The 20,679-nt window shown below is 63.9% G+C and carries 19 protein-coding genes; 6 read left to right on the top strand and 13 right to left on the bottom strand.

Annotation, left to right across the window (positions count from 1 at the left end; translation table 11 throughout):
* Nucleotides 1-23: 23 nt before the first annotated feature.
* From AADW23_RS10940 to AADW23_RS10885, 12 genes are all read right to left on the bottom strand, one after another.
* A complete protein-coding gene (locus tag AADW23_RS10940) occupies nucleotides 24-2,030 on the bottom strand; it encodes an FHA domain-containing protein (protein ID WP_341860972.1) in 2,007 nt (668 codons plus the stop codon).
* A gap of 9 nt (nucleotides 2,031-2,039) precedes the next feature.
* Entirely contained in the window at nucleotides 2,040-2,903 is an 864-nt protein-coding gene (locus AADW23_RS10935) for a hypothetical protein (RefSeq protein WP_341860971.1), read from the bottom strand.
* A gap of 1 nt (nucleotide 2,904) precedes the next feature.
* Nucleotides 2,905-4,389: a protein phosphatase 2C domain-containing protein gene (locus AADW23_RS10930; protein WP_341860970.1), complete on the bottom strand. Its 1,485-nt coding sequence runs from the start codon at nucleotides 4,387-4,389 to the stop codon at nucleotides 2,905-2,907.
* On the bottom strand, nucleotides 4,386-4,985 hold the full coding sequence (locus AADW23_RS10925) for an FHA domain-containing protein (protein ID WP_341860969.1): 600 nt from the start codon (nucleotides 4,983-4,985) through the stop codon (nucleotides 4,386-4,388). Before AADW23_RS10925 ends, AADW23_RS10930 begins: the two co-directional genes overlap by 4 nt.
* Before the next feature lie 127 nt (nucleotides 4,986-5,112).
* Nucleotides 5,113-5,679 carry a DUF3726 domain-containing protein gene (locus AADW23_RS10920; RefSeq protein ID WP_341860968.1) on the bottom strand — a complete coding sequence of 189 codons (567 nt, stop codon included), beginning with the start codon at nucleotides 5,677-5,679 and terminating at the stop codon, nucleotides 5,113-5,115.
* Nucleotides 5,676-7,361: a hypothetical protein gene (locus tag AADW23_RS10915; protein WP_341860967.1), complete on the bottom strand. Its 1,686-nt coding sequence runs from the start codon at nucleotides 7,359-7,361 to the stop codon at nucleotides 5,676-5,678. The genes AADW23_RS10920 and AADW23_RS10915 overlap by 4 nt, the downstream gene beginning before the upstream one ends.
* A complete protein-coding gene (locus tag AADW23_RS10910) occupies nucleotides 7,358-8,329 on the bottom strand; it encodes a membrane dipeptidase (RefSeq protein ID WP_341860966.1) in 972 nt (323 codons plus the stop codon). The genes AADW23_RS10915 and AADW23_RS10910 overlap by 4 nt, the downstream gene beginning before the upstream one ends.
* Before the next feature lie 88 nt (nucleotides 8,330-8,417).
* Complete coding sequence (locus AADW23_RS10905; protein WP_341860965.1) at nucleotides 8,418-9,962, bottom strand: trimethylamine methyltransferase family protein; 1,545 nt, start codon at nucleotides 9,960-9,962, stop codon at nucleotides 8,418-8,420.
* Nucleotides 9,931-10,785 carry an isocitrate lyase/phosphoenolpyruvate mutase family protein gene (locus AADW23_RS10900; RefSeq protein WP_341860964.1) on the bottom strand — a complete coding sequence of 285 codons (855 nt, stop codon included), beginning with the start codon at nucleotides 10,783-10,785 and terminating at the stop codon, nucleotides 9,931-9,933. Before AADW23_RS10900 ends, AADW23_RS10905 begins: the two co-directional genes overlap by 32 nt.
* Nucleotides 10,782-11,201: a DUF2867 domain-containing protein gene (locus AADW23_RS10895; protein ID WP_341860963.1), complete on the bottom strand. Its 420-nt coding sequence runs from the start codon at nucleotides 11,199-11,201 to the stop codon at nucleotides 10,782-10,784. Before AADW23_RS10895 ends, AADW23_RS10900 begins: the two co-directional genes overlap by 4 nt.
* Nucleotides 11,198-12,073 carry a homocysteine S-methyltransferase family protein gene (locus AADW23_RS10890; protein ID WP_341860962.1) on the bottom strand — a complete coding sequence of 292 codons (876 nt, stop codon included), beginning with the start codon at nucleotides 12,071-12,073 and terminating at the stop codon, nucleotides 11,198-11,200. Before AADW23_RS10890 ends, AADW23_RS10895 begins: the two co-directional genes overlap by 4 nt.
* A 65-nt stretch (nucleotides 12,074-12,138) precedes the next feature.
* Nucleotides 12,139-14,589 carry an FAD-dependent oxidoreductase gene (locus tag AADW23_RS10885; RefSeq protein ID WP_341860961.1) on the bottom strand — a complete coding sequence of 817 codons (2,451 nt, stop codon included), beginning with the start codon at nucleotides 14,587-14,589 and terminating at the stop codon, nucleotides 12,139-12,141.
* 231 nt (nucleotides 14,590-14,820) lie between these two features.
* Here AADW23_RS10885 and AADW23_RS10880 point away from each other — a divergent pair, with 231 nt between their 5' ends.
* Nucleotides 14,821-15,669: a LysR family transcriptional regulator gene (locus AADW23_RS10880; protein WP_341860960.1), complete on the top strand. Its 849-nt coding sequence runs from the start codon at nucleotides 14,821-14,823 to the stop codon at nucleotides 15,667-15,669.
* 97 nt (nucleotides 15,670-15,766) lie between these two features.
* Here the strand turns inward: AADW23_RS10880 and AADW23_RS10875 are convergent, their stop codons facing one another.
* Nucleotides 15,767-16,714, bottom strand: coding sequence for an NAD(P)-dependent oxidoreductase (locus tag AADW23_RS10875; protein ID WP_341860959.1), 948 nt, complete (start codon nucleotides 16,712-16,714; stop codon nucleotides 15,767-15,769).
* Nucleotides 16,715-16,917: 203 nt separating this feature from the next.
* On the opposite strand from AADW23_RS10875, the gene AADW23_RS10870 reads away from it, so the two are divergent.
* The 5 genes from AADW23_RS10870 (at nucleotide 16,918) to AADW23_RS10850 (ending at nucleotide 20,637) form a co-directional block, all read left to right on the top strand.
* Complete coding sequence (locus AADW23_RS10870; protein ID WP_341860958.1) at nucleotides 16,918-18,411, top strand: FAD-binding oxidoreductase; 1,494 nt, start codon at nucleotides 16,918-16,920, stop codon at nucleotides 18,409-18,411.
* Nucleotides 18,412-18,514: 103 nt separating this feature from the next.
* Nucleotides 18,515-18,919: a hypothetical protein gene (locus AADW23_RS10865; RefSeq protein ID WP_341860957.1), complete on the top strand. Its 405-nt coding sequence runs from the start codon at nucleotides 18,515-18,517 to the stop codon at nucleotides 18,917-18,919.
* A complete protein-coding gene (locus tag AADW23_RS10860) occupies nucleotides 18,916-19,962 on the top strand; it encodes a hypothetical protein (protein WP_341860956.1) in 1,047 nt (348 codons plus the stop codon). The genes AADW23_RS10865 and AADW23_RS10860 overlap by 4 nt, the downstream gene beginning before the upstream one ends.
* Nucleotides 19,952-20,248, top strand: coding sequence for a hypothetical protein (locus tag AADW23_RS10855; RefSeq protein ID WP_341860955.1), 297 nt, complete (start codon nucleotides 19,952-19,954; stop codon nucleotides 20,246-20,248). The genes AADW23_RS10860 and AADW23_RS10855 overlap by 11 nt, the downstream gene beginning before the upstream one ends.
* Nucleotides 20,249-20,250: 2 nt before the next feature.
* A complete protein-coding gene (locus tag AADW23_RS10850; protein ID WP_341860954.1) occupies nucleotides 20,251-20,637 on the top strand; it encodes a DUF1801 domain-containing protein in 387 nt (128 codons plus the stop codon).
* The last annotated feature ends 42 nt before the right edge of the window (nucleotides 20,638-20,679 follow it).

Below are 20,679 nucleotides of genomic sequence, written 5' to 3'. Positions count from 1 at the left end.
CGACACCTCTGGCTTGGGACGGGTCATGGGCGGCGTCCGATCATCCATTTGCTCCACCCCGCGAAGGATCGGAACGGGCCAAGATTTCGCACCTTGTGCTGCCGCTCTGCCACCAGATGATCGACTGATCGCAGCGCAGAATATTGCAGACCCAAAAAGCTATCGACGGCCAGATACGGCCCGCCCGTGGTGATCGTACCGGCCGCATATACGCGGCCCGTGCCATTGCGCAGTCCCTCAATCTCGAAGTTGGAAGAGCACGCAAGACCCGTGGCATGCCCCTGCTCGGGCGTGTCACCACGCAAGTGGTAGGCATGGTTGCGCGGCAGGTCGTAGACATCCAGCAAATCCGCCAACAGGGGCGACCGGCGGATATCGGCAATTAGCCCGGTGCAATCAATAAGATAGTCGGCGTTGATCTGCTCGGTATTACCTTCCACTGTGGCAATCTCAACCCGCACGCCAGAAGGTTGCGCCCCCTGCGGCGGCAGGGGATGCAGGGCGCGGATCGTGCCGAATACGGGCCTGTACCAGCCTTCTTCGGTGCCCCGTTCCACCAGCGTTAACCAATCGGAGCGCTCCGCCGTGGTGGTGCCTCCTAGCTGGTTCAACAGCACGCCACGAGTCGGCGCGTCTGCCGCTTCATAGAGCACCCGTAGGTCGCCCCCCCAACACGACTTAGGCCAGTTAAAGGGCTGAATTTGCACGTTATTTCGCGCCAACCTGCGGGCATTTCGGAAACTGGCTCCGTCACCCGCGCCGATGGGGCTGCGCATGGAGTGAATGATCCGCAGGTCGGGGTTTTTCGCCCGCGCCTCGTGCAGCCTTTGCAGAATACGCGACGCCACAATCCCCCGCCCGCGCACCACAACTTGCACCGGACCGCCGCGTTTTTCGGCCTCGGCATAGATTTGATCGTGGGGCTCATAGGCGTTGGCAACTTGTGCCCGAGACTCAGGATGACTTGTGATAAAGGTTTGAAAATCATCGACAAAACGGGTCGCGGGGTAGCCCGTGGCAAGATGGATGACATCGGCCACCATATAGCGATTGCGCGCCTGACCAAGGGCCTCCCCGCCCCAAAGCTTATAGGCCACAGCATAGCGCCCGTCAGTGGTCTTTCGCAGGCCCAACACCTGCGCCTTAACCAACATTTCCGGCCAACCGATACGGGTCGCTTCCCGATCAAGGCTGTCAAAAACATCACCCGCACGCGGGGTATAGGATTGCGCCAAAGTGGGCTCTGCCAACACCTGCAACACGCCCAGATACCCGGTGCCTTGGCCCACTTCGCGCAACGCATAGCCGGGAAAGCCCCAGATGTTGTCGGGACGACTAAGCGAGTTTGAACGCAGCCGCTCGTGATCCGGTATCTGGCTGTTTTTACAATATCTTTTGTAGGTCTGGTAACAATTAGATTCGGTTCCGATCACTTTGATATCGGCCGCCGCGACCCCGTAGCAGCGCAGGTGGTCGACCCAGACGAAGCTGCCCAGACCGCCGCCGACGGCACAAAAACGCGCCTCTTCCACTGGATTGCCAGAGGCGCGTAGGGCCGTGACATCAACCGCCTCGCTCGTGCCAAATTCCGCATCGGGAAAGCGGCGGCGCGACCGAGGCGACGTGGCCTCATCGGAGATGACCAAGCGGCTCACGAGGCTCGCGTCGACGGCCTCCGTTCCGATGTGAGTGGCCCGCGCGGCGTCAGCAGACGGGCCCAAAAGCTCTAGCAACCAGCCGGGGATCGACACCTGATCGCCGACCGACAAGGCCACATCATCGGCCCGCGTCCCATTCACATAGGTGCCGTTGGTGGAGCCTTCGTCGCGCACCCGGACCTCTTGCGGGCTAAGCACCAGGGACATGTGCCGCCGCGACACGGCCTCCCCCGCCAGAGGGACATCTGCGTCGTCGTTTTTGCCGACCAGGAAGCTGCCCGCCTCTTCGCACAACAAGATGCGCGAGGGGCCGATGGCATTGCCATCAATGCCAATCTGACGGACCCGGAAGCGGACAGGGAACACAATCATCTCAACACCTTAGGAGTGAACCCAATAAGAGGTTCCATCCCCCAGACGTTGCCCGCAATAGCGGCAGTTTTCGCCCGGAAGGTAGGGGTTCAACTGACGGCAAGCGCTGTTTGTGCAGCTTAGCCCCTTGCCGTCTTCCGCCGACATGATCCGCAACATTTGTCCGCGGATTTCGACCGTATCAAGATGGTCCATCGGCACGGATTCGTCCGCATCCAGGGCGCGGCGATTGTGGGTGACCTCGCCCGTCACGCCGCAAATTGCCTCGATCCCGCCCGCGCCATCGGGGCCGACCATGACGAGGCAAGTGGTGCCCTCGGCACGGGTCGCACCCAACGCCGCGCGGGCTGCACCGGGGCGGCGGCGCATCAACACTTCCGCGCCATTGGCCACCAAGGAAATCGAGACGTCGTCAAGGTCCAGCGCCCTCAACCGCCCGCTGGACGCGCTGTCGTACACCAGATGCAGCGGCTGCCCGATCGTGGCCACCTGCGCGACGTTGGGCGCACAAATCGTGACCTTCAGCCCCACCGTCTCAAACGTGCGCATCGCGCCGGGCGCCATGCGCACCGTACCGCCCCGACCAAGCGCCACCGGGGCCGAACCCGCCTGCCCTATCTGTGCCACCCCGTTTGAGGAAATATCCGTCACCACCAGCACCCCGTCCGGTCCCTTGTCGATGGTCATGTGTGCCCGGGAAAGGGTGCCAAAACCCTCGCCAAAATGAAGGGTTTGCCCATGCCCGGCGCTGATCCGCCCGGTATTATGTGCCCCGAAGCGGCCCAGTTCCACGGGCAGGCGCAGGGTCTGCTGATCTATGAGAACCGTATCCGAGGCAGCCATGACGATCGAGATTTCAACGGTATCGTCCATGTCAGCGCCCCCGTTCCTGCGGCGCGACTCCATGCACCCCGCGCTGCGATTGCAGGCCCGGAAGGGGCGCCGTGCCAGGGGACGGTGCGTTGATCCCTTCGCGCAAGGGCACCACCGAGGGGACCGCGCCGAAAGGAAGAGTGGCGGCATCGGCCGTGGCCACACCGGTGGCGAATTTATCGGGGACAGAGGGCGGCGAAATCGCCTCAGAAATCTCGGCGGTGGGCAGGGCCAACGGGGTCGCCCCGCGGCCCAGGGCGGTGGGCGCGGCGATGGCACCCAAGGCCCCGGATACGTCCGCGGCAGCCTCTCCCGAAGGCACCGCTGCGATGCGGGCCCCGGCGGCCCCGCTCCCGGCGGGCGCAGGGGGAGGCGCGGGCGTTGGGGGAGGTGCGGGCGCCGGAACCGGGGGGGCTGCAATCTCGGGCGCGACGGCGGCGACCTCGATGGCGGGCTCGAACGTTGGGGCGATAGCCAGATCCGGCTCGCCGCCATTGGGCAAGCCAAACATCACCATTCCCAAGGCCGCCGCAGCGGCGCCGCCAAGCACGCCCGCAGGCAGTACCCAGCGCCGCCCACCGGCGGGGCGTGCCACGTCTGTTGGCGTTTGCGCGCGGGGTGAAGGCCCACCGGCCGGCGTCCCCACGGCCCGTTCAGACCGATCACTGGACGCCGCAGCGCCCCCCGTTGCAATCGCCACGGGTTCCGCATCCGCCGAGGTCAATTGCAGGACCAAAAGCGCCGTATTGTCTTGCATCGGATCGGCCCGATCCTTCAGAGCCCCGATCAGCGCCGCCGCGATATGCGCGCTGCTGCCCCCCTCCCCCACGATCTGAGAAATCTCTGCGTTATCAAGGTACTGCAATCCGTCCGAGGCTTGGATCAACACATCGCCGGGGTCCAGGACCGTCGCCGTTTCTGGCACGTCCATCGCCTTCAGGCTCCGCCCCATCAGCACCGAGGTCAGCGCGTTGCGATCGGGGTGGTTGGCGGCCTCTTCGCGGGTGATCTCTCCGCTTTTTGCCATCTGGTCGATGACCGGCGCCATGGAGTGGTCTTCGTTCAGCTGCCGCAGCGCCCCCTCGCGCCAGAGGTACAGCGGACTATCCCCGACCGACGCCCAATATAGCCGGTCTTCAAAGATCACCGTCGCCAGAAACGTCGTGCCCATCCCCTGCAACCGCCGATCATCGGCGGCGCGGTCGCGCAGGACATCGTTGGCTGTGGTGATGGCAGAGCTGAGCTCTGAATGAAGCGACTTCTCCAACCCCTCTCCATCGTGGATCAGGAATTTCAAATGGCTCGCCGCGTCGATCACCACCAAGCGAGATGCCAAATCTCCGGCCGCATGGCCGCCCATGCCATCGGCAAGAATCGCAAAGCCCCGGTCCACACCGCCGTGGAAATCCGCCAGCAGCGTATCCTCTTGATACGGGCGTGCGCCCTGCCAAAGGGCGGTGGCAACATCGTAACCAATCGCGCTCATGTATCGGTCCAATCGAAGTCAGCGCCGCAAAGCGCCACGAACCGTAACGTGGTGGCGCCAATGCGGATTGTGTCGCCGTGGGTTAGGTCATGGGTCGCCAAAACCGGCGTATCGTTAAGCCGCACGAGGTTGGTTTTCCCCGCATGAGTGACGAAAAAGCGCCGCGCCTCGTCATCATAGGTGACATAGGCGTGAGCCTCGCGGCTGATGCTGTTATCGCCGTAATCCAGTTGCACATGGGTGTTGTCACCGCGCCCAATGGCGTTCATCCCCATCGTCAGCGCGCAGGCCGCGCCCTTGCCCGGCCCGGAAACGACCACGAGCCAGCCCACGGGGGGATGTTCGCCCGCATTGTCCTGTGCTTGGCTCGCATCATCACGCGCTGCGGAGATCCCCAAAATCCGGGTCTTTGGCCGCGCATGGCCGGAAGCATCGCGCCCGCCAGAAGCTGCCTCAGTCGTGCGGGGCGTTTCCTGCGGGCCGTCCACTTGGCGCGTCGCCCCGCCCGTGGCCACAGGCCTTGCAGGCGGCAAGGGGCTGGCGTGGTCCGGCGGATCGCCGAAATCATCGTCTGTCAGGATGGGTTTCTTGACCATCGGCGTCCTCGGAATGTGGTGTTCAAATTGGTAACACACTCCGCCGGAAGTTGAAGGAGTTTGCGCAGATTGGCGAGTGGTGGAAACCCTTAGTGCGGCACCCTTCCCCCTCACACGTGGGTGCGTTCTAATCGTTGTCCGACAGCCCCGCCCCTGCCCCTTCTGCGCGACGCAGGGCGGTTTCGGGGGCATAGGTGCGGGCGGCAAGGCCCTGCAATACGGCAAGGGTTTCATCGGATATCTGGGCGCGAGAATGGACCGCAGGACAGGCGGTTTCACGGTGGATCATTTGGATTACTTGAGGCGTATGGGAGGCACTTTCCGACATTATATCAATACCATAGGGCGGCAGATGGTCCAGGAACGGGCGCAGCAGCAGGGGCGCGTAAACGGGACCGATCCGCCCTTCCGGCACAAGGTCGATGTCGGACAGGTAGCCGCCCAACGCCAGCGGGCACAACGCGCCCTGATCCACCTGCATCGCCCCCGGCAAAGCGCCCACAAGCGCCGCGTTGGCCATGCCATCCGTGGCGCGTAACAAGGCCACCAACGCCTCTGCCCCCGCCAAGCCGCGCGCACACAGCCACCTGACCGCGTGGCCCGCGTCCTCTGCCGTGCCAACCGCGCGGCCTGCGCCGCGGGTTGCCTTGATGCAAAGTGATTGCAGCTCCCCCAGGGATAAATCCCGGATCATGGCGCAGCGCTTCCAAGGGGTGGATAGCTCCAATCATCGGGGTCGGTGTGGGGCAATTCATGCGCGAATGGCGCGTTTTGAAACATGGTGATGCGCAGCCAACGGTCCGAGCGGGGATCAAACCGCGTGGCCCCAAAGAAGCTGAGCTTCGCGCGCAGCAGGTCAATCGGCGCCATATCCGCGTGGGTCATGTTATCGCGGATCTCTGCGTAGGGATGGGTAGCGGCCAGTTGCAGGCGGCGCACGGTGTGGCGATGCTCGGGATGGTGCAGCAGAAACGGCGCGATGGGCCCCGTCTGGCCCGATAGATCGGCGTAAAGCCGGGCCGCGTCATGGGCCGGGCACAGGGCATTTGCGTAGGGCTCAAGGTCCTCTTCCGCCCGCTCCCCCAAGCGCGGTTCCAACTTCTCTTCCGAGGTGTACCAGATCCGGGCGCGGGCCTCGGGGGCGGTCCAATCGGATTGGAGCGCACCGGGGTGGATCCGTTCAATCAACGCAGCAACGGTGGCAACATCCATCTGCCCGTCAAGGGGCGCGGGCGTCTCGTCGGCGGCCATGGTGTTGGCGGCGTGGTCGATCAGCGGCCCGTAAGGTTCCAACAGGAGAGAGGCCAATTGCTCCTGCCCCTCCACGCCCAAATGCGCCTTTGCCCAGTGCCAAAGCGCGTCCCAGGGCCGGGGTTGGGCGCCGTCGAAGGTGGCGAGTTGAGCCGTCAGCGCCGCCATGTCCGCGCGAAGTTCCGCCAGCTTGGCCTGCTGGATTGGATGCGCCGAGTGCCACCGGTCCGCGTTTAGCGCGGCGCGTTCGGCGAAGTCTCGCACCATCGCTACCTCGTGGTCGGAGGCGTGCGACAGCCCGCGCACCTCGGCCAGCGCCCATTCGCGGGCGGCAAACCAATGGTGGATCAACTGGGGGTGGTTGACCAGAAACGGGGCCATCCCAAGGCCGGTGGAATTGCCGATCCCGAAGCATCGCTTCAGGTCCGGGTCCAGCTTTGCCGCCGCCTCGTTCCGCGCCCGCGCCATATGCTCCACCAAGTCCATCACGAAGGTGCGGATCAGGTAGACGGTCAGCATTTCGGCCTGAAATGGGGCATTCAACTCGACGCGGTCCGCGATCACGGCGCGGTCCGCGGCCCCGAATTTGGCCGAGCCATAGACGGCGGTGGTGCGCATCAGGTAGCCCACGTCGTCAATCAACGTGGGGTCAGGTTGCTGGCCCTGCGCCAAGGCGTCTACCACGTGGTTCCACAACCGAACGGACCGGTTGGCGCGGCTAAGGGTCAGCACTTTTTCCGTCACGCGGCCCGCCTCTTGCAGGGGCACATTGGCGCGTAACTGGCTGATTTCGCTGGCCGTTGGCACGCCATCGAACAGCGCAAATGTGGCATCCCAAGCGGTGGCGATCACCCGGTCACTGCGTTGATCGGCGGGCAGATCGTGGGCGAAGGCCACCAGTGAATAGGCGCGGTCACGGGTGCGGGCGGTGTATACGGCATGGCCCTCGCCCGTTTTGTCCACGTCCCATTCGGGGCGGAAGAACTGCCAGCCCTCGGCTTTCATCCGCCGCAAAAGCACCCGCATGAACGACAATCGTGATTGATGCAGCGAGCCCATGCGCGCCAGCCGCATCACCTCTTGCGGGTCACGCAGGGGGATCGGCTTGCAAGGCCGCACGGTCATCGCGGGCCGAAGTTCTTATCAAAGAATTCCAGCCAATTCCCCCCGATCAGCGCCGCGACCGAGGCCGCGTCGAAACCCACCGCCCTCAGGCCGTCTTCAAGGTTCGGGAAGTCCGCGTTGGACCGGAACCAATCGGGCTGCGGCGGGAAACCTGCGTTGTCTTTGGAGCCTTCGCCATAGTCGATCTGCTTGGTCCAACGCCCCACGCGCATCCATTCCACCACACTATCGGGCTGGTCCTGGCACAGGTCGCTGCCAATGCCGAAATGCTGCACGCCGTATTGCTCGGCCATATCCATCATCGCCCCGCAGAAGCTGTCCAACGTGCAATCGCTGCCGCCCTTCAGGTGATGCGGATAGAGCGAGAACCCCATCATCCCGCCGCCCGCCACCACGGCCTCGATCACCGGCGGCTTCTTGTTGCGCCGCGCCGGGTGCCAGCCATGGGGGTTGGCGTGAGTGATGGCGATGGGGCGGGTGGAATGCTCCGCGGCCTCAACGGTTGACCGGTCGGCGGAGTGGCTCATGTCCACCACCAGCCCGACGCGGTTCATCTCGGCCACCACTTCGCGGCCCATGCGGGTCAGGCCGGGGTCTTCGGCCTCATAGCAGCCGGTCGCCAGAAGGGATTGGTTATTGTAGGTCAGCTGCATGAAACGCAGCCCAAGGGTATGCAGGATTTGCACGAGCCCAATGTCATCCTCGATCGGGCTGGGGTTCTGCGCGCCGAAAATGATCGCCGTGCGCCCCGATGCCTTGGCCGCCCCCACATCTGCCGCCGTATGGGCGGGCACAATCAGGTCGCTGTGATCCTCAAAATAGCGGTTCCAGCGCTCCATTTGTAGGACGGTTTCGCGAAACACCTCGTGGTAGGCGATGGTGACATGGACCGCATCCAGTCCGCCTTCGCGCATCTCCTCAAAGATGCGGCGAGACCAGTTGCAGTACTGTAATCCGTCAATTCTCATGGGGGTGAGTTGATCCATCCCGCAGGCTTACGTCAAGCGTCATAGGGCACCGGACAAGGCACAATTCCCTGCCCGGCTTCGTTATACTTCAACTGCTGAAATACATTGCGTATTTCGCCCGCACCGCTTGGTCGACCTCGGGCGAGATATGAGGCCGCGCTTCGGCCAATATCTTTTCTTTCCGGGCAATGGCCGAGGCCATCAGGTCGGGCTTCTGGTTCTCCTCCCATTCTTTGGGGCTCATGCGGTTGCCAAGGGTCGGATAGACGAAATCGCTTTGCATCAGGGCCAGCGTTTTATCGGTGCCAAGGTAATGCCCGGTGCCGCCCAAGCAGACCTCGGCCATCTGATCGAGCGCCAGCGTGTCTTCGTTCACTTCGATCCCACGCACGCAGCGCATGGCTTGGCCGATCAGGTCATCGGACAGGATCAGGCTTTCCAGACAGAACCCCAGAAGCGAGGCATGCATCCCCGCCGCCTCGTAGACCATGTTCAGCCCCGACAAGCCCGCCATCACGTTCGAGCACATCTGCTCCCATCCTGCTTGCATATCGGGCATCTTGCTGTCCGACGCGCCCCCCGCCGCGCCGCCGGGCAGGCCGTAGAACTGATGCATCTGGGCGCAGGCCGATGAAAGCAACGCCTGCTCGCCCGAGCCCAGGCACATGGCGCCGGTGCGCAGGTCCAAGCCAAACGGCCACGTCCCGAAAATCGCCGGAAACCCCGGTGTCAGAGCGTTTACGTAGACCAATCCGGCCAGACATTCCGCCGTGGCCTGGGTCACCGCGCCCGCGATGGTGGACGGCGCCGTGGCCCCCGCCATGGCCGCGCTAAGAAGCAGCACCGGCATCCCCGCGCGGATGCAATGTTCCATCGTCTCGCAGCTTTCGGTGGCGAACTTCATCGGCGGCACCACGAAGCAGTTGGAGTTGGAGATGAAGGGCCGCTCGCGCCAAGCGTCCTCTCCGCCCGCAAGCTCATGTATCAGGGCCATGCAGGGCGCCACGTGGGACGGATCGCTGAAGGACATGCCGATATGTTTGGTGGTGCCAGAGACGCTGGCGTAGATGGAATTCAGGTCCATCTCCAGATTGTCCACCACGTCACGGCACACCATGGGTCGTTGAAAGAAGTTCACGTTATCAAGGGATTGCGTGATTTGCGCGGCGTGATAGAGGTCCTGCGCCGTGCATTCACGGTAAGTGTTGCTGGCGGGTTCCACGATATGAACCGCCGCGCCTGCGGTGCCGTAGTGGACCTTGGTGCCGGATAGATGCAGGTCATGGGCTGCATCGCGCCCCATCAAGGTGATCCCCCGCGCGGCTTTGCCAAGGGCGTCTTCCACCACTTGGCGCGGGAAGCGGAGGCGGCCATCTTCGCCCAAAACCGCGCCGACCGAGACCATCAGATCAATCCCCGATTGTGGCGCGTCGGCAAGGCCAATGGTTTCCAGCGCTTGCAAAGCGGCCTCGTGGATCTGGGTGACCTGTGCGTCAGACAACACCTTCAGGGTGCCGCCTTCCATCCCCGCGCGGATCGGGCGCAATGCATCTGGCAGGGCCGCTGCCCTTGCGGCCACACGGGCGGCGCGGCCGCCGCCTCTACGGCCCTTGCGGTCCAAAATCTCGGTCATCTGCGCAGCCCTCCTGTAGCATTGCGTCAATCTCGTCCCCTGAGGCGCTCCCCTTCAGGACCGTGAAATCTCCGGCCATCACGCCGCCCATCGCGTCGCGGATCGCGGCATGGGTCACCCTTGCGATTTGACTGCCGAGCGAGATGCGCCGAACCCCCATCGCCGTCAGTTCTGCCAAGGACAGGTCCTGCAACGGCCCCACCGACAGCGCGTTCACCGGCGCCGTAACCGCCCCCAGAACTTGCGCCAATTCCGCCCTTCCCGGCGGAACGGGCAAATAGAGGCAATCGGCGCCCGCCGCCTCGAGGGCTTGCAAACGGCGGATGCCCTCGCCCAGATCATAAAGCCCGTTCATCACCCCGTCGGCCCGCGCGGTCAGCACGAAGGGCCGCCCCAACGCGCGTACGGCGGCCACGGCGGCCCGGATACGTTCCACGGTAAGGTCAAAGTCATAGGCGTTCAGACCGTCCTCAAAGCCCATATCCTCGATCCCGCAGCCCGAAAGCCCGACTTCTGCGGCTAAGCGGATCGTCTCGGCCACGGTGTCGGGGTCATCGCCAAAGCCGTTCTCAAAATCGCCAGACACGGGCAGGTTTGTGGTGCTGATGATGTCTTGGGCGTGGGCCAAAGCCTCATCCCGCGTGACGCCCCCCATATCCGCCCGCCCCAACGTGAACGCATGGCCCGCCGATGTTGTCGCCAAGGCCACCGCGCCGGACGCCGCCATCATCCGGGCAGAGCCGCGGTCCCAAGGGTTGGGCATGACGAAACAGCCCGTTTTGTGCAGGTCAGCGAACAATGCATGGCGGTCAGACAGCTTCATGCGAGCCTCCTGAGGGACAGTTTTACAATGATTTTATGGGGGATCAGGACAACGGCGAGGTACAACCGCCCGGTCCAGTGGTTGAACCAAATCCGCGTGGTCAGGTGGGCGGTGTCGCCATTGCGGATAGTTTGAAGGGTAAAGGTCAGGTGCCGGTCAATCAGGCCAAGCTCGTAGGCCTTGGATGTCTCGGACACGATGGGCAACTGCATCATGCCCTGCCCCATGGAGGGCGTCGTCAGGCCGAATTTGCCGACGATCCAGTTGCGCAGTTTCATCGCCCCGTGAACCCAAGGCGGCATCTGGCCAAGCGCGATCTCATAGGCCGCGCGGGCCGTTGGTATCTCTGCCCGCAGCGGGGCAGAGTGGGTGTCGGACCAATCGGGTGGCCGCAGGGGGCGCTTGAGGCCGGTCACGGCAAGGCACCGACGCGGCGGGTGATTTCCGCGATGTGGGCGGGGCCAACCTCGCAACAGCCGCCAACGATTGTGGCCCCTAGCGCGATCCATTCCATAACGTGATCGGCGTAGGTGTCCGGCCCCATATCCTGGCGCGAGGTCAAAGCCTCGACCGTGGGGGAATCCTCCAGGAAGCCGGCGCTGATCTCGGTGAACCCGTTGGCGTAGGCGCCAAAGGGGACGCCCGCGGTCGCCAACACTTTCAACGCGGCAGGCATCGCTTCAGGAACCGAGCAGTTTGCCAGCAACGCCGCCGCGCCATTGCTGACCGCAACCGCATCGGCCAAGGGCTCGCCCGAACGCAGGCGGCTGCCATCCTTGTCGTCCACCGTGAAGGCCAGCCACACCGGCACACCGTGCCCTTGCGCACCTTCCAATACGGAACGAGCATGAGCGACCGAGGCCACGGATTCACAGATCAACAGGTCACACAGGGGCGCTTGCAAGGCCGCAATCTCGGCGAATAGTGCGACGGCCTTGCTGTGTTCTGGTTGCAAATCAGGGCGATAGGACGCGCCTAACGGCCCGATCGCCCCCGCAACCAAGCCGCTGCCATGGGCATCGCGAGCGTCTCGCGCCTGGCGCAGAGCCAAAGAGTGGAGCGCCTCAAACTCATCTTCCGCCCCGGCACTCACCAGCCGATCCCGGTGGATGGCATAGGTGTTGGCCGTCGCGATCTGCGCCCCTGCCGCAAAAAAATCCCCATGGACGTCGCGCACCAATTCCGGCTGCGCCCGCATCACATCCGTCGACCAAAGCGGCGTTGGTGGGGCCTTTGATCTGGCGATCAATTCCTGCCCCATGCCGCCGTCCAAAATCGTGATATCCATGGCCAAACCTTCCCGTCAGAAAACTGCGCAGAGCGTTAGCGACGCGGCTATGCCGATACCAGCCCTCATGCGCGGATACGCGCGTTCTCCGCGTCCCAAATTGGGCGATCTCCGGTCACCGTCGCCTTGCAGATATTGCCGTAGATGTTGACGTCCAACTCCGTCCCCGGCGTGGCCAGATCAGCCCGCACCATGGCCAGCGCGACCGAGTGGCCAACCCTGTATCCCCATGCCCCGCTGGTGGTCTCGCCCACCACTTCGCCGTCATGGGTGATGGTGGACATATAGGGCGCGTCGGCCTCGCCCGCGTCGACTTTCAAGATCACGAAACGTTTCTTCACGCCCGCCTGCTTCTCGGCCAGCAGCGCCGCCTTGCCGGGGAAGTCCTGCGGCTTGTCGAACTTGATGAACCGCTCCATCCCGCCTTCCAGCAGCGTGTAATCGGTGGAAAGATCGCCCTTCCACGCGCGATATCCCTTCTCGATCCGCAAGGCATTGAGCGCCCACATGCCAAACGGCTTGGCCCCCGCATCCAGAACCGCCTCGTAGAGCGCCGGGATATCGGCATTGGCGGCGTGGATTTCCCAACCCAACTCCCCCGCGAAAGAGACCCGCGCCAGTGCACAATTCACGCCCGCCACCTTGGCCGGCTGATGCGAAAGCCAGCCCAGCGAAAGGTCGGCCTCGGTGCCGATCTTCTCGAACAGCTCTCGCGCCTTGGGGCCGGTGACGATCAGCGTGGAATATTCCGTCGTGTGATCCGTCAGACTGACACCCTCGGGCAATCCGCTGCGCCACAGCACCTCGAAGTCGTGCCATTGGGCGGAGGCCGCCGTGATCAGCGTGAAGAAATCCTCCGCGTGCCGCAGCACCGACATCTCCGTCAATATCCGCCCCCGCGTATCGGCGAAGTAGGCCAGGTTCATCCGCCCCACCTTGGGCAAAGCGCCCGCGATGCGCCCGCGCAGCCATTCCGCAGCCCCCTCGCCCGACAGGTTGAAGCGCGAGAAACCGCACAGGTCCAGCACGCCAACCCCGTCGCGCACCGCCTCGCATTCCTCGCGCACGCGCGGCTCCCACGGGCCGTTACGGCCCCATGTTTCGGTGGCCTCCAGCGAGGTGTCATCGCCCGGCTTGGCGAACCAATTGGCCCGCTCCCAGCCGCCATAAGCGTCCATCTGGCCGCCCAACTCGCGCACGCGTCCGTCCACCGGAGACAGCTTCTTGTCCCGCCCCGCAGGCCAGGCCTTCCATGGGAAATGCATCCCGTATTCGTGGCCGTAGGTCTCCAGCGCCTTCTCCAGGCAATAGTCGTGATCGGCAAAGTCGGTGTAACGACGCGGATCGACCGCCCACATGTCCCACTCCGTCTCGCCGTGCATGATCCATTCGGAAAGGACCTTACCCGCACCGCCGCCCTGCACGATCCCGAAGGTGAAGGAATGCGCCTCGAACGCGTTCTCCACGCCGGGCATCGGACCGATCATCGGCAAGCCGTCGGGCGCATAGGGAATGGGCCCGTTGATGTTGCGCCCCACGCCGCCCTCGCCCAGCAGCGGCACCCGCTCCATCGCGTCTTCGATGTACCACTCCAGCCGGTCCAGATCGTCGGGATACAGCTGGAAGCTGAAGTCCTCCGGCATCGGATCCTCGGGCGTCACCCAATGCGCCTTGCAGTTCCGCTCATAGGGCCCAAGGTTCAGCCCGTTCTTGTCCTGCCGCAGGTAATAGCTGCTATCCACATCGCGGATCAGCGGCAGTTTCTTTCCGTTGGCTTCCGTCCACTCCTTCACCGCCGGGATTTCCTCGGTCAGGAAATACTGGTGGCTCATCACCACCATCGGCACCTCGCGCCCGCCATAGGGCTTGAACCATTCCCCCACGCGCTGCGCATAATAGCCTGCCGCGTTCACCACGTATTCGCAACGGATCTCGCCCTTCTCCGTCTCCACGATCCACTCGCCATTCTCTCGGCGCACACCCGTCGCAGGTGTAAACCGATGGATCTGCGCGCCCAGATCCCGCGCCCCCTTGGCCATCGCCTGGGTCAACTGCGCCGGATCGATGTCGCCGTCATAGGGATCATAAAGGATCCCGCTCAGGTCATGGGTTTCCAGGAACGGATACATCTCCTTCGCTTCATCATTGCTCAACATCTTCATGTCGATGCCCTGATATTCCGCCATCCCCAAAACGCGCTGGAACTCCTGTGCGCGCTCCTTGGAGTGCCCCAGCCGCAGTGAGCCGGTGACATGGTAGTTCATCGGATAATCGACCTTCTCGGCCAGTTCCCGGTACATCTCCAACGAGTAGCGCTGCATGTTCAGCACCGCCCAAGAGGTTGAGAAGTTTGGGCAATTCCCTGCCGCGTGCCAGGTACTACCTGCGGTCAACTCATTCTTTTCCAGCAAAACGCAATCGCTCCACCCCCCCATCGCCAGATGGTAAAGAGCCGAGGTTCCAATGACCCCGCCGCCAATAATCACAACACGCGCCGTGCTGGGTAGTTCTGCCATTTCAAGCCTCCCGATGCGCCTAAAAACCAACGCGCCAATTCCCTGTTTCACTCCAGTATTACGCCATCCGCTTTTGACTTCAATTCGCTGATCACATCTGTATTAATCGAGAAAACCGATTAGTCTCCGCCTCCTTCATCTTGGCGAAAACACCTCCGGGGGAAGCGTCATTTCCTTTGGAAAAGACGCGGGGGCAGCGCCCCCACCCAAACCGCCCCAAGGAACGCCCCCATGCAGATCGACCAAATCGAAACCTTCCTAGACCTCCTCGACACGGGGTCCTTCAATCGCACAGCCGACAGGCTCGGCGTCACCCAATCCACGATCTCGGGCCGGGTCAAAGCTTTGGAAAAAGCCTTGGGCGAACGCCTGTTCGAGCGGTCGCGCTCCGGCACCCAACCCACCACCGCCGCCTTGCGCTTCGAGACCCACGCCCGCGTGCTCCGACGCGCTTGGGCAGATGGACAGGCCGATGTGAAACCCACAGGCTCCGCCGTCATGCTGCGCATCGGCATCCAACACGATCTGATCGACAACCACGTCGCCGATTGGCTCGCCGCCCTGCGCCAAGCCCTGCCCGATTGCGGCTTCTACGTGGATGGCGACTACTCCATCCAAATGTGTCGCGACCTCGAAAACGGCGTCCTCGACCTGGGCATCGTTTTCACCCCGCGCCCTTCGCCAGACCTCTATTTTGAAAGCATGGGCGACGTGACCTATCACATGGTCTCCACATCCCAACAGCCGCTCAAAGACGTCTCTCCGACCGATTACATCCTCCCCGCCTATGCCCCCGCCTTCAGCCAGACCCACGCCGCCCTCCATCCCGGCCTCAGCCTCGGCAGCGTCTCCAGCGGCCAAGCCGCCGCCGTCCGCGGTCTCTTCATCGCTCTCGGGGGCACCACCTACCTGCCTTCTGAGATGGCCCAAACCCTCATCGACGAGGGCACCGCCCACCGCGTCCCCGATGCCCCCGCCATCACGCAACCGGTCTTCACCGCCATGCACCTGCGCAACCGCCACCGTGCAGGCTACCGCCGCATGGCCAAAACGCTTCGCGGCCGCATCGCCCCCCAATAACGCCCAATCCCGCCAATCTTGCGCGCCGCTCCCCCTTCATCTTGGCAAATACAACTCTCCAACCTCTCCCGGCCCACACCGCGCGCCGCACCGCCACTTAACCCCTCCTGACGACAACCTCATACCCGGACTCTTCCGACTCCTCATCCACCAGAACCTGTGGAAACCCCTCGGCCCGCACGTCCAAGCCCGTTGCGGCCTCCAGCAACTCGATCATCCGGTCGCTCTGCGCCGCGTGTCCCAGGACCCTCTGCCCCTCGCTCAGCATCTCAATCACCTTGGGCGATAGCTCCAATGGCACGTTATTTCGCTCGGCAATGGCCTGAAACAAGCCCACATCCTTCTGGATCAAATCAAGCGTGAAATTCACATCCCTCGACCCGCTCAAGATCAACTGGCTTTCGGTCTCGTGCACAAATGAGTTGCCCGACGACACCGCAATCGCCTCGTAAGCCACCGCCAAATCAACCCCTGCCGCTTTCATCACCGCAAGGCTCTCACACAAGGCCAACAAATGGGTCGTCGCCAGATAGTTCGTCATTACCTTCAGGGTCGAGGCCGCCCCAAGCGGCCCCGTATGCAGCACCCGCCGCCCCATCTTGGTCAGCAGCGGCAAGACCCGGTCAAACACCGCCCTCTCCCCACTCATATAGATCGAGATGTTGCCCGTATCCGCCCGGTGGCATCCGCCCGAGACCGGGCATTCCGCAACCGCCCCCCCGCGGGCCGCAACCATCGGCGCCAACCGCAAGATCTCCGCGGCGTCGGTGGTAGACATCTCCATCCAGATCTTACCCTCTCGCACCTCCGGCAGCATCGCCTCCACCACGATGGCCGAGGCCGCGGGCGACGGCAGACAGGTAATCACCACATCGCACTGGCGCATCATCGCCGCCGGATCGCCGCCAGCGCGGGCCCCGCGCGTCACCATTCCCGCGACAGCCTCCGCCTCCAGATCGTGCACCGACAGCGCCACCCCGTTGCGCAACAGTGATCCCGCCAGCTTGCCGCCAACAGATCCTAACCCGATAAATCCAACCTGCATCCCAACCTCCTGCCAGACCGCTTAACCCTTCCCCCCAGCACCCGCCCTGTCATGCCCGAAAGCGACCTCCTTTCACCTCGCCCCAAAGGTCTTCTGTCGTTGTTCGACCATTTCAAACCCCAACGTCGCGCCGGGATTTGCCCATTTACAAATAAATGAACATCGTTCATTATTATTGAGAAGTCTCGTTAAAGGTGCTAACCATGAGCCGTTTGGGAAAGATGTCACGCAGGGGCCTTCTGCTCGGCGCAGGCGCGGCCGCAGGCTACGGGCTCGGCAATGCATGGGCACCCGGCCTGTCCCAAATTGACGGTGTCTCCCGCTTGGGCGCCCCCCCTCCCGCTCCTCTGGTGCTCAACGATGCGTCGGAACTGTCGGCCACCTCGATCCGCACCCACACCCGACCCGCCGCCCACGGTGACGCCCTGATCGAGGCCTTCCGGGCCGAGCTTGCCGCCGCCCGGTCCGACGCACGCCCCCTTTGCGTCAGCGCCGCGCGCCACTCCATGGGCGGGCAATCCATCCCGCGCGATGGCCACGCCATCACCGTGGACGACGCCTGGATCGAACCCGACACGGCCAATCAAACCTACCGTGTGAACGGCGGCGCGCGCTGGCGCGATGTGATCTCGGCCCTCGATCCACTGGGCTTCTCTCCCGCAGTGATGCAATCCAACCACGACTTCGGCGTCGCCGCGACGTTTTCCGTCAATGCCCATGGCTGGCCCGTCCCCTATGGCCCCATGGGCGCGACCGTGCGTGAAATCCGCATGGTCCTGCCTGGCGGAGACCTCGTCACCGCCTCCCGCACCCGAAACGCGGATCTCTTCAACCTCGCCGTGGGCGGCTACGGCCTCGCGGGCCTGATCGTGGATCTAGAGGTCGATATGGTCCCCAACCAACGCCTCGCGCCCTCCTTTACGCCTATGCCCGCTGCCGATTTCCCCACTGCCTTCCGCACCGCCGTGGATGATCCGACGATGCCCATGGCCTACGGGCGCCTGAACGTCACCCGTGAAACCCTCTTCGATGAGGCGCTCTTAGTCACCTATTCGCCGACGCTGGACCAAACCGATATCCCCCCCGCCACGGAATCGGGCTGGATGTCCTACGCCGCCTCCTACCTCTACCGGGGCCAGGTGGGCCGCGAGGGCATGAAGGACTGGCGCTGGTGGATGGAATCCTCCCTCGCGCCGCGCCTCGCGGGCCCCTCCACCCGGAATTCCCTGATGAATGAGCCGGTCATAACCCTCGATGACCGCGACCCGACCCGTGTCGATATCCTGCACGAATATTTCTTGCCCTTCGACGCCTTCGATGGCTTCCTGACCGCCTGCCGCGACGTGATCCCCGATGCCTTCGTGGAGTTTCTAAACGTCACCCTGCGCTTCGTGGACAGCGATACCGACAGCCTCCTGCCCCACTCCCCCACCCCCCGCATCGCCGCGGTGATGTCCTTCACCCAGGAACTCACCCCCCGTGCCGAGGCCGACCACGCCCGCATGACACGCGCCCTGATCGAGCGGATCATCGCCATCGGCGGCACGTATTACTTGCCCTACCGCCCCCATGCCACACCGGACCAATTCCAGCGCGCCTATCCCCGTGCGCCAGAATTCGCCGCCGCAAAACGCGCCCTCGACCCGACGCTCACCCTGCGCAATAACCTATGGGACAGCTACCTCTCGGCCCTCTAAACTCCCCCAATTCCTCGTTCTTCAAATATCCCGGGGAGCGCGAGGGGCCGGCCCCTCGCTCCCGCCCCAACCAAACTGCCCATCCGCAACAAGGGACCGCACCATGAGCTTCATTCGCCGCCTCTGCCTCGTCTACGCCGTCATCCTCCTGGGGGCGGCTGCCATCAACTACATCCCCGGCCTCACCGATGACGCGGGCCTTGCCTTCGGCATCTTCGCCCTTGACCCATTCGACGACGCACTCCACCTCGTTTCCGCCATCTGGGCCTTCCTTGCTGGCCTGATCAATAACCGCTCCGCCCGCACCTTCCTGATCCTCTTCGGCGCGGCCTATCTGGGCGACGGCATCTTCGGCATCTTCACCGGCTGGGGCTATCTGGACTTCGGCATCTTCACCAACGAGGCCCTCGGTATGGACTGGTCCTTTCAGCGCATCATGGCCAACGTCCCTCACATCGGCCTGGGCTTTGTCGCCCTCGTCTCCGGCATCGCGGCGCGCCGCGCATGAGGGCGCTGGGGCGGTTCATCAAACGTGCCTTGCTGGTGGTTCTGATCCTCGTGATCGGGCTGGCAAGCCCCGTAATCTATGTGGAAACCATGTGCCGCGGCAGGGCGACCCCCGCCCCCTCCGCGCCTCTATCCGGTGAAACGCGCCCCGAAATCCGCACCCTCCTGACCTATCCTGAATGGCACATCGTCCACGCCTATGATGACTACGCCGAGGTCATCCGCGAAGGAGACCCTCATGATTTCAGCTACTTACGTGCCATTTTTGGGTACTGGAGCTCCCTCTGCACCCTCACGACCCAAGCGGCATCCCTGGGTGAGATCGACGCAGAGACCCGCCAACTCGTCCACGTCATCGGCGTGTCGTTCACCTTCGAGATGTTGATGAAGGCCGCCTACGAGGAAACCATAGGCCGCGCCGCCACCCTGATCCGCGGCCCCCGACACGCTCGGCTCGATCATCTCTCGGCCCAACAAGCCGCCGCCTACGCCGCCTTCCTGCAGCAAGTCCCCTGGTATCGCTACGATTTCCGTGGCGACGCCGCCGCCCTGAACCAGGTCGCCACCGATGCCTTCCGGGACCGCGAACGCGCCTTCTCCCTCGGGCTCGAACACCTCGCCCGTGCCGCCTATGCCGATGTGATTGCCCAAGCCGTTGCGGCCACGGGCTACGACGATCTAACGCTGCAAATGGTGGTCTCTGACCTCCCCGTGGAAACCCTCACCGGCACCGATGGCGTCCGCGTGATCCGCGAAACTTCTGCCGGGTTCGAGGTCGAAACACCCCGCTACCGAGAGCTCACCCGCATCCTTGCCGATTGGGCCGCCCAAGGTGCCACCTTCCTCGATATGGCAGGCAACGATCAAATCATGTTCACCGCCACCTCCGACGCGGCCACCCAGGACGGCGCCTTGGCCAACCTCCCGCGCCAAGGCTACGGCGACACACGCCACCTGTTTCTGGTGCCGGTCCAGGACCTCGCCGCCGCGCTGCGCACCTTGGACGCCCGTGGCCTAAGGCTCGAGCATATCCATGACTATTAGACGCCTCCTCCTCGGCCTTCCCTTCCTGCTGATCGGCTGGATCGCCACCCTTGCAACCGTCATGGCCCTCGGCGGCGCAGCCCCCGCTGCCTTCGTACCCTTCCCGTCCGACAGGTTCATCGCGACCCTGCCCCAGGACATCGCCATCACCGGACGCTCTGCGATCTCCCTCACCCTTCGCAGCGACGCCGAAAACCTCGTCGCGCGCCTCTACCAATCCGGCGCTTGGCTGGTCCTCCCCGCGGGGCTGGAGGCCTGCATCCCAAACTTCCTCCGCGCATCTTGACCATGCCCCCGCCCATTCCCCCAGGGGTCGCTGCCGCCCTCTCCCTCCTGCCCGAGCGCCTGCTTAGGGCGCGTGCGCTGATCTTTGCCGCGGCCCAAACCACCCAAACCGCTCCCCTGACCGAGACCCTCAAATGGGGCCAACCCGCCTACCTTCCCGCCGGGAAGGCCGGTACCACCCTGCGCCTTGGGGCCACCAACCGCAAACCAACCCTCTTCGTGCCTTGCTCCACCACGCTCCTCGACAGGTATCGCGCCATCTTCCCCACGGAATTCACATACCTCGGGAACCGCGCCGTCGTCCTGCCCGCCTCCGCCCCCTTCCCTGACGCGGCTTTCCAACAACTCGCCGCCATGGCCCTCACCTACCACCGCGACAAACGCCGCTGATCCGCGCCGCTCCCCCCTTCATCTTGGCCAATACACCTCCGG

Source organism: Gymnodinialimonas sp. 57CJ19, assembly GCF_038396845.1.
Lineage (GTDB): Bacteria > Pseudomonadota > Alphaproteobacteria > Rhodobacterales > Rhodobacteraceae > Gymnodinialimonas.
This window is presented reverse-complemented; position numbering and strand designations above follow the sequence as displayed.

What these genes read in the sequence shown, in the direction of transcription:
- AADW23_RS10940 (WP_341860972.1), bottom strand. Translation starts at nt 2,030, where the DNA reads ATGATTGTGTTCCCTGTCCGCTTCCGGGTCCGTCAGATTGGCATTGAT.
- AADW23_RS10935 (WP_341860971.1), bottom strand. Translation starts at nt 2,903, where the DNA reads ATGGACGATACCGTTGAAATCTCGATCGTCATGGCTGCCTCGGATACG.
- AADW23_RS10930 (WP_341860970.1), bottom strand. Translation starts at nt 4,389, where the DNA reads ATGAGCGCGATTGGTTACGATGTTGCCACCGCCCTTTGGCAGGGCGCA.
- AADW23_RS10925 (WP_341860969.1), bottom strand. Translation starts at nt 4,985, where the DNA reads ATGGTCAAGAAACCCATCCTGACAGACGATGATTTCGGCGATCCGCCG.
- AADW23_RS10920 (WP_341860968.1), bottom strand. Translation starts at nt 5,679, where the DNA reads ATGATCCGGGATTTATCCCTGGGGGAGCTGCAATCACTTTGCATCAAG.
- AADW23_RS10915 (WP_341860967.1), bottom strand. Translation starts at nt 7,361, where the DNA reads ATGACCGTGCGGCCTTGCAAGCCGATCCCCCTGCGTGACCCGCAAGAG.
- AADW23_RS10910 (WP_341860966.1), bottom strand. Translation starts at nt 8,329, where the DNA reads ATGAGAATTGACGGATTACAGTACTGCAACTGGTCTCGCCGCATCTTT.
- AADW23_RS10905 (WP_341860965.1), bottom strand. Translation starts at nt 9,962, where the DNA reads ATGACCGAGATTTTGGACCGCAAGGGCCGTAGAGGCGGCGGCCGCGCC.
- AADW23_RS10900 (WP_341860964.1), bottom strand. Translation starts at nt 10,785, where the DNA reads ATGAAGCTGTCTGACCGCCATGCATTGTTCGCTGACCTGCACAAAACG.
- AADW23_RS10890 (WP_341860962.1), bottom strand. Translation starts at nt 12,073, where the DNA reads ATGGATATCACGATTTTGGACGGCGGCATGGGGCAGGAATTGATCGCC.
- AADW23_RS10885 (WP_341860961.1), bottom strand. Translation starts at nt 14,589, where the DNA reads ATGGCAGAACTACCCAGCACGGCGCGTGTTGTGATTATTGGCGGCGGG.
- AADW23_RS10880 (WP_341860960.1), top strand. Translation starts at nt 14,821, where the DNA reads ATGCAGATCGACCAAATCGAAACCTTCCTAGACCTCCTCGACACGGGG.
- AADW23_RS10875 (WP_341860959.1), bottom strand. Translation starts at nt 16,714, where the DNA reads ATGCAGGTTGGATTTATCGGGTTAGGATCTGTTGGCGGCAAGCTGGCG.
- AADW23_RS10870 (WP_341860958.1), top strand. Translation starts at nt 16,918, where the DNA reads ATGAGCCGTTTGGGAAAGATGTCACGCAGGGGCCTTCTGCTCGGCGCA.
- AADW23_RS10865 (WP_341860957.1), top strand. Translation starts at nt 18,515, where the DNA reads ATGAGCTTCATTCGCCGCCTCTGCCTCGTCTACGCCGTCATCCTCCTG.
- AADW23_RS10860 (WP_341860956.1), top strand. Translation starts at nt 18,916, where the DNA reads ATGAGGGCGCTGGGGCGGTTCATCAAACGTGCCTTGCTGGTGGTTCTG.
- AADW23_RS10855 (WP_341860955.1), top strand. Translation starts at nt 19,952, where the DNA reads ATGACTATTAGACGCCTCCTCCTCGGCCTTCCCTTCCTGCTGATCGGC.
- AADW23_RS10850 (WP_341860954.1), top strand. Translation starts at nt 20,251, where the DNA reads ATGCCCCCGCCCATTCCCCCAGGGGTCGCTGCCGCCCTCTCCCTCCTG.